This window comes from Streptomyces sp. NBC_00224, from assembly GCF_041435195.1.
Classification (GTDB): Bacteria; Actinomycetota; Actinomycetes; order Streptomycetales; family Streptomycetaceae; genus Streptomyces.
Genome location: NZ_CP108106.1, coordinates 1,177,568 through 1,190,219, shown reverse-complemented (window position 1 = coordinate 1,190,219; position 12,652 = coordinate 1,177,568). Strand labels below are relative to the sequence as shown.

The 12,652-nt window shown below is 72.0% G+C and carries 14 protein-coding genes; 10 read left to right on the top strand and 4 right to left on the bottom strand.

Annotated elements, in window-relative coordinates:
• Positions 1 to 24 precede the first annotated feature (24 nt).
• Entirely contained in the window at positions 25 to 1,254 is a 1,230-nt protein-coding gene (locus tag OG965_RS05175) for an MFS transporter (RefSeq protein WP_371649572.1), read from the top strand.
• 105 nt (positions 1,255 to 1,359) lie between these two features.
• Here the strand turns inward: OG965_RS05175 and OG965_RS05170 are convergent, their stop codons facing one another.
• Positions 1,360 to 1,959: a cupin domain-containing protein gene (locus OG965_RS05170; RefSeq protein ID WP_371649570.1), complete on the bottom strand. Its 600-nt coding sequence runs from the start codon at positions 1,957 to 1,959 to the stop codon at positions 1,360 to 1,362.
• A gap of 261 nt (positions 1,960 to 2,220) precedes the next feature.
• Between OG965_RS05170 and OG965_RS05165 the strand changes: the two genes are divergently transcribed.
• The gene (locus OG965_RS05165; RefSeq protein ID WP_371649568.1) at positions 2,221 to 2,640 is read left to right on the top strand and encodes a nuclear transport factor 2 family protein; all 420 of its coding nucleotides are present in this window, start codon (positions 2,221 to 2,223) and stop codon (positions 2,638 to 2,640) included.
• Positions 2,641 to 2,688: 48 nt separating this feature from the next.
• Here OG965_RS05165 and OG965_RS05160 read toward each other — a convergent pair whose 3' ends face one another.
• Complete coding sequence (locus OG965_RS05160) at positions 2,689 to 3,285, bottom strand: ABATE domain-containing protein (RefSeq protein ID WP_371649566.1); 597 nt, start codon at positions 3,283 to 3,285, stop codon at positions 2,689 to 2,691.
• A gap of 22 nt (positions 3,286 to 3,307) precedes the next feature.
• Between OG965_RS05160 and OG965_RS05155 the strand changes: the two genes are divergently transcribed.
• Positions 3,308 to 3,883 carry a DUF6817 domain-containing protein gene (locus tag OG965_RS05155; RefSeq protein ID WP_371649564.1) on the top strand — a complete coding sequence of 192 codons (576 nt, stop codon included), beginning with the start codon at positions 3,308 to 3,310 and terminating at the stop codon, positions 3,881 to 3,883.
• Positions 3,884 to 3,911: 28 nt separating this feature from the next.
• Here the strand turns inward: OG965_RS05155 and OG965_RS05150 are convergent, their stop codons facing one another.
• Positions 3,912 to 4,247, bottom strand: coding sequence for a winged helix-turn-helix transcriptional regulator (locus tag OG965_RS05150; RefSeq protein ID WP_371649562.1), 336 nt, complete (start codon positions 4,245 to 4,247; stop codon positions 3,912 to 3,914).
• 190 nt (positions 4,248 to 4,437) lie between these two features.
• On the opposite strand from OG965_RS05150, the gene OG965_RS05145 reads away from it, so the two are divergent.
• Positions 4,438 to 5,385 (top strand): NADP-dependent oxidoreductase, encoded by a 948-nt coding sequence (locus OG965_RS05145; RefSeq protein WP_371649560.1) that lies wholly within the window; start codon positions 4,438 to 4,440, stop codon positions 5,383 to 5,385.
• Between the two features lie 32 nt (positions 5,386 to 5,417).
• Here OG965_RS05145 and OG965_RS05140 read toward each other — a convergent pair whose 3' ends face one another.
• Complete coding sequence (locus OG965_RS05140; protein ID WP_371656847.1) at positions 5,418 to 6,581, bottom strand: MFS transporter; 1,164 nt, start codon at positions 6,579 to 6,581, stop codon at positions 5,418 to 5,420.
• A 335-nt stretch (positions 6,582 to 6,916) separates the two neighbouring features.
• On the opposite strand from OG965_RS05140, the gene OG965_RS05135 reads away from it, so the two are divergent.
• The 6 genes from OG965_RS05135 (at position 6,917) to OG965_RS05110 (ending at position 12,646) form a co-directional block, all read left to right on the top strand.
• Complete coding sequence (locus OG965_RS05135) at positions 6,917 to 8,116, top strand: hypothetical protein (protein ID WP_371649558.1); 1,200 nt, start codon at positions 6,917 to 6,919, stop codon at positions 8,114 to 8,116.
• An 83-nt stretch (positions 8,117 to 8,199) separates the two neighbouring features.
• Entirely contained in the window at positions 8,200 to 9,405 is a 1,206-nt protein-coding gene (locus OG965_RS05130) for a sedoheptulose 7-phosphate cyclase (RefSeq protein ID WP_371656846.1), read from the top strand.
• Complete coding sequence (locus OG965_RS05125) at positions 9,398 to 10,126, top strand: cupin domain-containing protein (protein WP_371649556.1); 729 nt, start codon at positions 9,398 to 9,400, stop codon at positions 10,124 to 10,126. The genes OG965_RS05130 and OG965_RS05125 overlap by 8 nt, the downstream gene beginning before the upstream one ends.
• Positions 10,123 to 10,524, top strand: a complete 402-nt coding sequence (locus OG965_RS05120) for a hypothetical protein (RefSeq protein WP_371649554.1) — start codon at positions 10,123 to 10,125, stop codon at positions 10,522 to 10,524. The genes OG965_RS05125 and OG965_RS05120 overlap by 4 nt, the downstream gene beginning before the upstream one ends.
• Positions 10,521 to 11,093, top strand: a complete 573-nt coding sequence (locus OG965_RS05115; protein ID WP_371649552.1) for a VOC family protein — start codon at positions 10,521 to 10,523, stop codon at positions 11,091 to 11,093. Before OG965_RS05120 ends, OG965_RS05115 begins: the two co-directional genes overlap by 4 nt.
• On the top strand, positions 11,090 to 12,646 hold the full coding sequence (locus OG965_RS05110; RefSeq protein WP_371649551.1) for a GMC oxidoreductase: 1,557 nt from the start codon (positions 11,090 to 11,092) through the stop codon (positions 12,644 to 12,646). Before OG965_RS05115 ends, OG965_RS05110 begins: the two co-directional genes overlap by 4 nt.
• The last annotated feature ends 6 nt before the right edge of the window (positions 12,647 to 12,652 follow it).

The window sequence follows — 12,652 nt, the reverse complement described above, 5'->3', positions numbered from 1 at the left end:
TACAGAACAGGGGGGCTGTTTCCCGTGCCCAAGTCCGTCCACCTCATGGCGTTCGGCATCTTCGCCATGGTCACCAGCGAGTTCCTGGTCGGCGGCCTCATGCCGCAGATCGCCGAGGACCTGCACGTCAGCATCGCCCAAGTCGGCTACCTCATCACGGCGTTCGCCCTCGCCATGGCCATCGGCGGCCCGTTCGCCACCGTCGCCGTTCTCAGGCTGCGCCCCAAGACGGCGCTGATGACGCTGTTCGCCGTCTTCCTCGCCGGAAACGTCCTGGCCGCCACCGCCGACAGCTACGGCGTCATGCTCGCTGCCCGCCTCATCACAGGCACGGCCTCCGCCGGGTTCTTCGGTGTCGCCCTCTCCGTCGTCGCCCAGATCACCTCGCCGGACGTACGCGGCCGTGCCATCGGCGTCGCCATGCAGGGCCTCATGGTCGGCACCCTCCTCGGGCTGCCCCTCTCCACGCTCATCGGCCAGCAGTGGGGCTGGCGCGCCGGCTTCGTCGCGGTCGGCGCCGTCACCGTCGCCGCCGCCGTCGCCACGGCGCTCGCCGTGCCCTCCCTCGAACACGCCGACGGGGCGGGCGAGTTCCGTGCCGAGCTGACCGTCTTCCGCAACGCGAGGCTCTGGCTGGTCCTGTCCACCTCGACGCTCATCATCGGCGCGACCTTCTCGGCCTTCTCCTACTTCACGCCGATCCTCACCGACCTCAGCGGCTTCTCGCACGGCACCGTCCCGCTGCTCCTGCTCGTGTACGGCGCCGCCACGGTCGCCGGCAACGCGGTCGTCGCCCGTCTCGCCGACTCCCACACCATCCCGGTACTGGTGGCCGGACTCGCCCTGAACATCGTGTTCCTGACCGCCTTCGCCCTGCTCGCGGACCACAAGATCCCCGCCGTCCTCGCCATGACGGGCATCGGGCTCGTCGGAGTCACCCTCAACCCGGCGATGATCAGCCGAGTGCAGCGCACGGCGAACGCGCGCCCCCTCGTCAACACCGTCCACTCCTCGTTCATCACGCTGGGCGTCGTCATCGGCTCCGGCCTCGGCGGAGCAGCCATCGACCTCCAGGGACTCCGGGCGCCGCTGTGGCTGGGGGCGGGGGCGGCGGTGCTCGCCCTCGTCACGCTGATACCGGACGTCGTACGGGCGCGGCGGCGCACGGCGCTCACCTCGTCCGCCACGCGGCGGGAGCGCTTGCCGGAGGCGCCGCGCGGCCAGGACCATGTGTCATGTGCGGCAGGCCGGTAGCCCGTCAGTACGGGCGCGGGCGCCCGCCGGAGAAGCGCACCACCGCCCTCAGCCCGGCAGGGACCCGGCAAGGTGAGGCCCCTGGCATCTGCGTCGTGCCGTGGGTTACGCGGGCTGGTTGGTGACGTAGAAGCCGGCGTCGTGGATGGGGGTGATCTCGGCGGTCTCGCCCTGGGCGGCCAGCCATTCCTCGCGCAGGCGGGCGGCTTCGTCGTCGGCCTGGGAGGCGGGGACGAGGCGGCCGTCAGGGGTGAGGCGCATCGGCGTGTCGCCGGCGGGGCGCCAGTCGAAGCGGGCGGCGATCTTGAAAAGGTCTTCCTGGGTGAGGGGGCCGCCGTTGTCCTTCTCGGCCTGGAGGGCGGTCGGGTGGTAGTCCTCGTAACCGCCGGGCATGTGGAGGGTGAGGAAGTGGGCGCCCTCGCCGGGCGGAGTGGCCCAGGTGTGGCGCGTGCCACTGGTGATGTGGGCGAGAGCGCGCGGGCGCAGCTCCACGACCTCGTCGTCGACCTGGACCAAGAGGGTGCCGGAGACGACGTAGTAGGTCTCCGTGGACTCGGCGTGGGTGTGCAGCGGAGGGCCGGACCAGGCCGGGCCCTGGCGGGTCTCCACCCAGGAAGCCGCTTGGCCGGTCATCTTGCTGGAGAGGACGATCTCGAAGCCGCGGCGCCCCTCGGGGCGCTGGCCGGGGAGGACGATGTGCGTCATAAGAGGACTTCTCTTTCCGCTTGATAATGGCTTGAGTTCTGATCTACCCCACATCGGGCCTGTTCGTCTGCGGGCCCCATCCGCAGTCGAACGCGGATGCCCTTCAGCCCGGGGCTGCCACAGCATCGACTGAGACTCCCGTCACCTCCTGGGGTTCCCTGAGGGCGGCCACGGGTGATGGCTCACAGAGTTCGCTCTGTGGTGAACGCTCCTGTGATGAGGTGGCCTTCCTGTCCGTTCTACCTGTCTCGGGAGCCCGCCGTGTCCGTTTCCCCACAGGAAATTTTCAGGAACTACGTCTACGCCGGTTCACTGACGCACAACGCCGACGCCCTTGCCGAACTGTTTACCGAGGACGGCGTCCTGGAGGCACCGCTCGTGCCTGCCGACGCGGCTTTCCCCGAGCGGATGGAGGGGCGCGAGGAGATCCGCAGGTCGATGGCGGCGTACTACGAGCGGCAGACGGGTGGCGGTGGAGCGCCGAACGTGGAGAAGTCCCGGTACGTGCTGCACATCACCGACGATCCCGATGTGTTCATCGCCGAGATCGACACGGTCCTGGGCGGGAGCGGAGAAGGGGACGGAGGGGAGGTGACCGTCTCGCTGGTCCAGATCTTCCGCATCCGCGACGGGAAGATCGCTCATCTGCGCGACTACTTCACGCCGGGGCTGGTGAGTTGAACAGCAACAAGCCTGCCTGTCCCCGGTGATGGGCCGGGCTCCGCCCGCTCACTCGGTGCGTTTGCGGCGGCGGTAGGCGGCGGCCCGCTCCTTGCCGCCGCAGGCCGTGCTGGAGCACCAGCGGCGGCTGCCCGGCCGGCTGGTGTCGACGAAGAGCAGACCGCACTCCGGGCCGGCGCATTCGCGGATACGTCCGGAGGCGGCGCCGGAGAAGAGGTCGATCGCGTCGCGCGCGAGCGTGCTGAGGGCGGCCTGCTCGGCTCCCAGGGAGGGGAGGGTCAGATAGGCGTGCCCGGAGCGCAGGACGGGGATCAGCGGTGGGGCGCAGCCGGCCGAATTGATGACCAACTCGTCCTCGGGCGCGGAGATCTGACCGCCCATCACTGCTCGCGCCTGGCGGTGGATCGCCTCGCGCAGGTCCCGTGCCGCGTCCAGTCCGGTGAGTGTGACGTTCACCGGGGTGTCGAGTACGCCCGCCTCTCGGTACCAGCGCGCGAGATCGGACGGCTCACGCAGCCTTTCGTAGCCGCCGCGCCAACGTTCGCCCACCGTGGCCACGAAGGCCAGGCACAGACGGCCCGAGCGGAAGTTGAAGGCGAGTTCGTCGGCGGGGACTTCGCCGGGCGGGGTTGCCTGCACAGTCACGTCACGACTATAACTCGTGACTATGACTGACGGCGCTGGAACAGCATCCTGGTCACGAGCGGAAGCCTTCCTGCGCGACCGGGGCGCTGCGCGGATGCCCCACCCGGGCGGCACGCTTCTGGAGCACCTCGGCCGGGTACGCGGCCTGTTGGCCGAGTGGGGAGCCGAGCCCTGGATCCAGGCGGCGGGGCTGTGCCACGCGACGTACGGAACCGACGGCTTCGACGAGACGCTGTTGCCGGTCACCGAACGAGCCGTGCTCGCCGAGCTGATCGGCGACAGGGCCGAGGCGCTCGTCCACCTGTACGCCAGTTGCGACCGCGGCGCGGTCTACCCGCGGCTCGGAGGCGTCCAGCCGGTGATCTTCCGGGATCGCTTCACCGGCGCGGAACACGCGCCGGACGAGACCGACCTGCGCGCGTTCCTGGAGATCACCGCCGCCAATGAGCTCGATGTGATGGCCCACAACGCGGAACTCGCCGCACGCCATGGTGCCCCGCTCCACCGTCTGTTCATCCGCTCAGGGGGTCTGCTGTCCCGCGCCGCCCAGGACGCCTGCGAGAGGCAGCTGGGCCGCTACGCCTCGTGCGATCCGTAACGCCCCTACAGGTAACGTGAGAGCGCCGTCACCTGACGGGTTCGGCGGGGAGGCGGGAGCGCGCGTCGAAGTCCGCGCGGGCCGCCAGGATCTCCCGAGCGTGTTCGAACGACCAGTCGGCGATCGCGGTGGTCAGTCTGCCTGCGGCGACGCCGACTTCGGTCAGCGCATACTCGACGCGCGGCGGGGTGGTGGGGTACACCGTGCGCTCGACCAGACCGTCGCGCTCCAGGGTGCGCAAGGTCTGCGTGAGCATCTTCTGGGTGATCCCGTCGAGGAGCCGACGCAGCTCGTTGAAGCGCATGGGGCCCTCCGCGCGCCGCAGCGCGGCCAGGACGTACATCGACCACTTGTTGGCCAGCACTTCGACGACGGTCCGAGAAGGGCAATCGCTGCGGTAACTCGCGTGCGGCTCCGCGGAAGAGTGCTTCGAGGTGGTATCCATGAGGTACCTAGGTACCAAAAAGGTGCCTACTTTACAACCGATACCCATTCCTTCGAGGATGAAGATCGTCGCCCGCTCGGAGCGATCGGACATTCAAGGAGGAGCTCCTGTGGCCAGCACCATGCGCGCCGTGAACCTCAACGCCTACGGAGGCCCCGGGGTCCTCGAACTCGTCGAGGTAGCCAGGCCGGAGCCGCGCGCTCACGATGTGCTCGTGCGGATCAGCGCTGCCGGGGTCAACCCGGCCGACTGGCGGATCCGTTCGGGCGAGGTGCGCCGGTTCGGTGAGCCGCCGTTCACGCTCGGCCTGGATCTGAGCGGCACCGTCGAGGCGGTCGGCCCGGAGGTCTCCCGGTTCCGGCCGGGCGACCGCGTCTTCGGGGTTGCCTTCCCGCCCCATGGCTCGTACGCCGAGTATGCGGCGGTACCCGAAACCGCGCTGGCTCCCGCCCCGGCCGCGCTCGACCTCGTGCACGCCGCGGCGCTTCCCGTCACGGGGCTGACGGCATGGCAGGCCCTCGTACGCACGGCACAGGTCCGCGAGGGCCAATGTGTTCTCGTGCATGCCGCAGCAGGCGGCATCGGCCATCTCGCGGTCCAGATCGCCAAGGCGCACGGCGCGTACGTCGTCGGCACCGCTCGCTCCCCCCACCACGCCTTCCTCCAAGATCTCGGCATCGATGACGTCGTGGACTACACCGAAGCCGACTTCGCGAAGCGGCTGAGCGGGATCGACATCGTGATCGACCCGATCAGCGGCGACTACGGCCCGCGCTCACTGGAGGTGCTGGCTCCCGGCGGTGTGCTCGTGGACGTACGCGGTACCGGCCCGGACCGCACCGCGCTCCGCACGCAGGCGAAGGCGCGTGGTCTGCGCCTGGTCGAACTCGGCTTCACCCCGTCGGGCACGGATCTGGAACACATAGCCGCCCTCGTGGACCGAAAGGCCTTGCGCGTCGCCGTCGAGCAGGTTCTCCCCCTCGAAGCCGCCGCTCGGGCCCACGCATCCAGCGAGTCCGGCCGGACCCGGGGCAAGATCCTCCTCACGGTGGCATGAACCATGCCCGACCCCCATGGGCCGGGTCCCCCTCAAGCGTCCTGCCGCACCGGCCGCGCCCACAGCAGCACCGCCGTGGCAGCCGCCAGCAGGGCGACGCAGCCGCTGAAGATCAGGCCCGACTGGCGCAGGCCCAGCGTGACGGCCATGATTCCCACTCCGACCACGGGGATCGAGATCGCCACGTACAGCACGACGAACAACGCGGAAGTGATCTCCGCTCGCCGTTCGGGCGGGCTGTGTTCGCTCACCTCGGTGACACCGGCCCTGAACGACAGACCCTGCCCCGCGCCCGCGGTGATCGCCCCCACCAGCAGCAGGGGCAGGGAGGCCGTCAGCAGGGCGGCGGAGATCAGCGCCATGCCCGCCACGAGGATCACGCAGCCCCACGGCAGGGCGCGGCGGACACCGACCCGTCCCATCAGCAGCTGACCGGCCGTCGACGCCGCGAAGACCGTGAAGACCACCGTGCCGGAAACCGCCGGTTCGCTCACGCCCACCACCTCACTCAGGAAGCTCGGTGCCACCGAGGTGAAGAGGCCCATGGTGGCGAACCCGGCGAAGCCCGCCATGGCCGCCGGGACGAAGGCGGGGCGCACCTGCGGCGGCACGCGCAGGCGTCGGGGGCGCCGCGACGCACCGTCCCGGTCCCGTACCGTCTCCGGGATCAGCAGCACGCCGACGACGGCCGCCGCCACGAGTGCCAGGTCCACGAGGAACACCTGCCGGAGCGGGTCCGGCGCGTACTGCGCCATCAGGCCCGCCAGCAGCGGCCCGCTTCCCAGGCCGCCCATGTTGGCCGCGGTGGCGATCAGGGTGGCGGACGCGGCCCACCGCCGAGGGGCGAGCTCCACCACGGCAGCGGTCGCGGTTCCCGTGAACAGGCCCGCGGACAGCCCCGACAGCACCCGGCCCGCGAACAGCTCCGGCAGCCCGCGCTCGAAGAGGAAACACACCGCGCTCAGCGCCGACAGCACCAGCCCGGCGAGCAGAACCGGCCGTCGGCCCACGGAGTCCGACAACTGCCCCAGCAGGAGCAGCGCCACGATGACACCGACCGCGTAGACCGCGTAGATCACCGTCACCATGAACGAGGAGAAGCCCAACTCCCGCTGATACATGCGGTACAGGGGAGTGGGCAGCGTCGTGCCGCACATCGCGACGACGAACGCGTAGGCCGCCACGGCGAAGGGCAGGCCGCGCCCGGTGCCGTACGTGCCGAGGCCGGAGTCGTCCGCTTCGCGCGCGGATACGGGGTTGCTCACCGCGACTGCCTATCAGGAACACCCCGGTCGGGCCCGCGCGCCCCGCGCGCCGACGGCGATGACTCACCGGCTGGGCCAAGGCGACGACCCGGCCAGGGGCCGGCTCGCGGCACCCGCGCCAGGGGTCTGGGACCGGACGATGGGGCCACGACAGGGCCGGGGCCTCATGTGTCCGGGGCCCGGGGGCGCCGACGGTAAGAGGGCATCGACCAAACCTCGGGCCGCGCCCGGCAACCCTGGGGCAGTGCCCGGTCTGTGAGTCCCTCATGCTCTCCTCCCGTTCACCCGTAGCCCTCGACCGGAGCATCGGCTCCGGCCTCGCCCGTTTTCCCTTGCAGGTACGGGCCGGCCCCGCCTCGTGGGACGAGCTGACCGGCATCGCCCGGCGGCTGGAGGCCGACCGGTTCGTGGTCGTCTGCGACCACGGCGTCCCGGCGGTCCACACCCACCGCGTCCTGCACCACCTCGGCGCGGCCGCGCCCACCAGCCTGGTGTGGGCATCGGGCACGGACACCGTCCGGACCGACGACATCCCTCCCGACGCCGTCATCGTCGCCCTCGGCGGCACGGGCGTCCTCGACGCCGTCGACCGACGGGCCGCACATACCCGCCGTGGCCCCCTCCTGCTGCCGACCACGCTGCCTGCCGCGCTGGACACGGCGCTGTCGCTGGTCGGCCCGGACGGGCCGCGCCGCCTGCCCGTGCTGGTCCGCGCGCAACTGGAGTTCCTCGACACGCTGGCACCCGGCGCCGTCAGGCCCGGGCTGTACGCCCTGGTCAGGAACGTTCTGTCGGTGTGTCCCGCCTCCTATGACCAGGTCTGCGCGCGGCTGCGCCCGGACGGTCGGTACGACAGGAGCGCGCTGGCCTCCTTCATCGCCCTGTGCGCCGACGCGCGTGCCGCGCTCACCTGCTACGACCCGCTGGAGGACGGCCCGGCCGGGGTGTTCCGGTACGGCCACGCGGTGGCCGACGCGCTGCGCGTACTCGGCGTCGGCGCCCTGCGCTACGGCGACGCCGTCGCCATGGGCCTGCTGGTCGCCGCCCGATGCGCCCGCCACCTGGGACTGCTCGACGCCGGGGGAGAGGCCGCGCATCGGGAGCTGCTCGCGCGCTGGGGCGCTCCCGATGTCCTTCCCGCACCCCTCACCGCGCAGGACGTCCTGGGAGTCCTGCGGCGTACTGCGGCCGACAGTGGCGGTACGGACGGCGGGGGCGCCCAGGAGGTCACGGACGGCCCGGACAGCACCGTCGGCATGGTGCTTCTCGACACCCTGGGACAGCCCCATGTGTTCGGTGGCCACACCGTCACCGCGGTCGGCCACGACACCCTACGGGTCGGCCTGGAGGCGGTCGCGGCAACGGCGGACGACATGGTGCCCCGCCCCGGCGACCGGGATCCGGCCGGGACACGGTCGGGACCGGCGCCTCATGTGCCCGGGGCGCCGGGACCCGCAGCGTGGTGAAGGACATACCGATCCGCCCCCGACAGAGGCGGCCACCTTCCGCCCCCGCCCCACCTCCTGTGAGGAGACCACCCGTGACCACCCTGGCCCGCCGTTCCTCCCACGGCCTGTTCACCTCGGGCGAGCCGGTCCGCTCCTGGACCGTGAGCACCGCCAAGCCCGTCCGCTACGAGGTGGGCTTCACCCCGGACGTCCTGGACCCGCGCAACCCCGCGCTCGCGGGTGCGGGAGTCCCCGGCGACGGCCCCGCCCCGCCCCGACGGCTCCTCGTCGTGGAGACCACGGTCGACGAGTTGTACGGCGACCGCCTCCGCGCCTACGGAGCCGCCCGCGGCCTGGACTACGAGATCCACGTGCTCACCGCCCACGAGCAGCTGAAGACGATGGACGCGGTCTTCTCGGTCGCGGAGGCGATGGACCGGTTCGGCATCGCCCGGCGCAGCGAGCCCGTCGTCGCCCTCGGCGGCGGCGTGCTGATGGACGTCGTCGGCCTGGCATGCAGCCTCTACCGCCGCAGCACCCCGTACGTACGCGTGCCCACCACGCTGATCGGGCTCGTCGACGCCGGGGTCGGGGCGAAGACCGGGGTGAACTTCGGGCCCCACAAGAACCGGCTCGGCACCTACCACCCGGCCGCGCAGACCCTCCTGGACCCGCGGTTCCTGGCCACCCTCGACCGGCGGCACCTGAGCAACGGCATGGCGGAGATCCTCAAGATCGCCCTGATCAAGGACCGTGACCTGTTCGATCTGCTGGAGGCCCACGGCGACCGGCTGGTCGGCGAGCGGTTCCAGGGCGGGCGGAGTCCGAGCCCGGTCGTACGGCAGGTCCTCGGCCGGGCGGTGCACGGCATGCTGGAGGAGCTGCAGGGCAATCTGTGGGAGAGCGAGCTGGAACGGGTCGTCGACTACGGCCACTCCTTCAGCCCCACGCTGGAGATGCGCGCCCTGCCCGAGCTGCTGCACGGCGAGGCGGTCTGCCTCGACATGGCATTGACGACGCTGATCGCCGAACGGCGCGGCCTGGTCCGGCCGGTGGAGCGGCGGCGGATCCTGGACGTGATGCGCGGCCTCGGGCTGCCCGTCTGGCACCGGCTGTGCGAACCGGGCGTGCTGGGCGAGGCGTTGGCCGACACGGTCCGCCACCGCGACGGCAGTCAGCGGCTGCCGCTGCCCGTCGGCATCGGCGACGCCGTCTTCGTCGACGACGTGACGCCCGGCGAACTGGCCCGCTCGGCCCGGCGCCTGGAGACATACGACGCGGCGGACGGGGAGGCCGGTCATGCGTGAGTCAGTGGTCGTCGCCACGATCCACGACCCGGCCGACGTCCACGGTGTGCACTCCGCCGAGGGTCACTCGCGCTGGACGTGTCTGGCCCGTCGGACCGGGCTGCACGGCCGGTGGGAGGCGGTCGAGTGGGCCTGGCTGCCGCCGGGCGGCGTCAGCGGGGAACACCGGCACTCGCGCACCGAGGAGTTGTACTTCGTCCTCGACGGGCAGGGCGAGATCACCCTCGACGGCCGCCGGTACCCCGTCCGCCCGGGCACCACCGTCCTCACCGCCCTCGGCCGGCGGCACGGGCTGCGCAACACCGGTCGGCAGCCGCTGTCCTGGCTCGTCATCGAGATCCCCGCCGACGCGGATCCCCCTCCCTCCACGAAGGACGCCGTCATGCACAACTCAGCCCACGTCAGCCACGCCGTCGTCGCCGACCTGCGCCGGAGCGGACCCGTCGACGCGGCCACCGTACTCACCGGCCCCCTGCGCACCGTACGCGTGACCCGTCTGCACCCGAGGGGGACGGCCGAACTGGCAGCCCGGGACGTCGAGCACACCGTGTACGTCACCGACGGCGTCGGCACGGTGGAGACCGGAGCGACGACCGTGGCCCTCGCCCCCGGCGTCTCCGTGACCCTGCCCCTGGGCACCGGAGCCCGCGTCCGGGCCGGCGCCGACGGACTTGAGTACTTCCACGCAGTCCTGGACGTCCCCCGAGAGGACCACCAGTGATCATCAACGCGAGCCGCCGGACGACCGCCGTGCACACCGACGGCCGGGAGACCATCCGCATCCGCTGCCTGGCCCGGCGCGGCATGCTGCACAGCGAGTGCGAGGCCGTCGACCGGGTGAGCCTGGCGCCCCACGCGCACTACGACCTCGTCGGCCGGGCCGACGCCGAAACGGCCTGGTACGTCCTGCGCGGCCCGCTCACCGCCCGCTGGACCGGCGCCCCGCCCACCGGCGCCGAGCTCGGCGACGACGATCTGCTCCTGGCCCGCGCGGCGCAGGACGTCATCCTGCGGGCCGGACCGGAAGGCGCCGAACTGCTGTGCCTGACCGTGACACCCACGGCCGTCACCCGCCACCTCCCACCCCGTACCCCCGACATGACCAAGGACCGGACATGACCACCAACGCCCCGACCACAGCCACCACTTCGCTCGCCCCCGGCTTGCGCGGCGTCCACCACATCGCCTTCACCGTGCCAGACCTCGACGAGGCGGTCGCCTTCTTCACCGAGGTGCTGGGCGCCGAGGAGGCCTACCGCACCGGGCCGATCGCCGCCGACGACGACTGGATGCAACGGCAGCTCGGCGTCGACCCCCGGGCCACCGCCCACATCTCCATGCTGCGCCTCGGGCCCACCCTCAACCTCGAACTCTTCGAGTACACCGGCCCCGGCCGACGCCGACAGGTGCCCAGCAACAGCGACGTGGGCGGTCACCACCTGGCCCTGTGGACGGACGACTTCGACGCCTCCGTCCGGCACCTCACCGCCACACCGGGTGTACGGATGCTCGGTGAGCCGGAAGAGGTCGGCGAAGGCCCCATCCGCGGCACCCGGTGGGTGTACCTCACCACCCCGTGGGGCCTGCACCTCGAACTCGTCCACGCCCCGGACCGCCAGCCCTACCAGGAGCACACCGCCGTACGCCTCTACCAACCGCGGGCGCCGCACGAAGGAGGAGGGACATGACCGGCATCTGGGGACCGGGCACCTCACCAGTGGTCCGGCACGACGCCACCCGCTACGACGCCGACGTCGTCGTGATCGGCTCCGGCGCCGGGGGAGCGACCGTCGCCTGGGCCCTCGCCGGGACCGGCGCCCGCGTCCTGGTCGTCGAACGCGGCGGCTTCCTCCCCCGCGAGGAGGCCAACTGGTCGCCGGAAGCCGTCTTCGGTGACGGCCGCTACCGCAACGCCGAGACCTGGCACACCACCGGCGGCACGGCCTTCACCCCCGCCGCCCACTACTACGTCGGCGGCACCACCAAGGTCTACGGGGCGAGCCTGCCCCGGCTGCGCGAGAGCGACTTCGAGCCGGTCGAGCATCTGGACGGCACCTCCCCGGCCTGGCCCTTCGGCTACGCCGACCTGGAGCCGTTCTACGCCGAGGCCGAGCGCCTCTACCGGGTGCACGGCCAGTGCGGCCACGACCCCACGGAGCCGGGCCGCTCCGGCCCCTACCCCCACCCGCCCGTCGCCCACGCGCCCCGCATCGCGGAGCTGGAGCAGCGACTGCGCGCCCAGGGGCTCCACCCCCATCCGCTGGAACTCGGCGTCGATCTGGCCGACGGCGGGGCGTGTGTGCGCTGCGGCACCTGCGACGGCTTCCCGTGCCGCGTCGGCGCCAAGAGCGACGCGGAGACCCGCGCCCTGCGGCCCGCCCTGCGTACGCCGTCGGTCCGGCTGCTCACCCACACGTATGTCTCCCGGCTGCGCACCGACCCGTCCGGGCGCACGGTCACCACCGTCGAGGCCACCAGGAACGGCCACCGGATCACCCTCACCGCCGGCACCGTCATCGTCTCCTGCGGGGCCGTCAACTCCGCGGCGCTGCTGCTGCGTTCGGCGAACAGCGCCCACCCCGCGGGGCTCGCCAACGGCAGCGGTCTGGTGGGGCGCAACCTGATGCTGCACCACAACAGCATGCTGATGGCCGTCGACCCCCGCCATCGCAACCCGGCGGTCTTCCAGAAGACCCTCGCCGTCAACGACTTCTACCGGGCCGGCGCCCACACCCCCCACCCGCTGGGCAACCTCCAGTTGATGGGCAAGGTCCACCCCGCCGCCATGGCGACCGCGCACCCGCGCGTGCCCCGCCGCGTCCTGGGCGGGCTTGCCGCCCACAGCGTCGACTGGTGGCTCATCTCGGAGGACCTGCCCCGCCCGGACAACCGGGTCCTGCTCGGGCCCGGGGGAGGAGTCACCCTCGACTGGCACCCCGTCAACGCCCGTGCCCACCGGCGTCTGGTGCGTGAAGGGGCGCGGATGATGCGCCGTGCCGGCTACCCGCTCGTCCTCACCCACCGCATGGGCGTCGAGCACACCGGCCACCAGTGCGGCACGACCGTCGCCGGTCACGACCCCGCCCGCTCGGTGCTCGACCCCTACTGCCGCAGCCACGAGGTGCGCAACCTGTTCGTCGTCGACGGCGGGTTCTTCCCCTCGTCCGCGGCCGTCAATCCGACCCTGACCATCGTCGCGCAGGCACTGCGCGCGGGCAGAGCCGACGCCGTCCTGCCCTGACACCAC

Excerpts from the sequence above, each read along its gene's own strand:
- OG965_RS05170 (WP_371649570.1), bottom strand. The coding sequence starts at position 1,959 with ATGACGCACATCGTCCTCCCCGGCCAGCGCCCCGAGGGGCGCCGCGGC.
- OG965_RS05155 (WP_371649564.1), top strand. The coding sequence starts at position 3,308 with ATGACTGACGGCGCTGGAACAGCATCCTGGTCACGAGCGGAAGCCTTC.
- OG965_RS05135 (WP_371649558.1), top strand. The coding sequence starts at position 6,917 with ATGCTCTCCTCCCGTTCACCCGTAGCCCTCGACCGGAGCATCGGCTCC.
- OG965_RS05125 (WP_371649556.1), top strand. The coding sequence starts at position 9,398 with ATGCGTGAGTCAGTGGTCGTCGCCACGATCCACGACCCGGCCGACGTC.
- OG965_RS05115 (WP_371649552.1), top strand. The coding sequence starts at position 10,521 with ATGACCACCAACGCCCCGACCACAGCCACCACTTCGCTCGCCCCCGGC.
- OG965_RS05110 (WP_371649551.1), top strand. The coding sequence starts at position 11,090 with ATGACCGGCATCTGGGGACCGGGCACCTCACCAGTGGTCCGGCACGAC.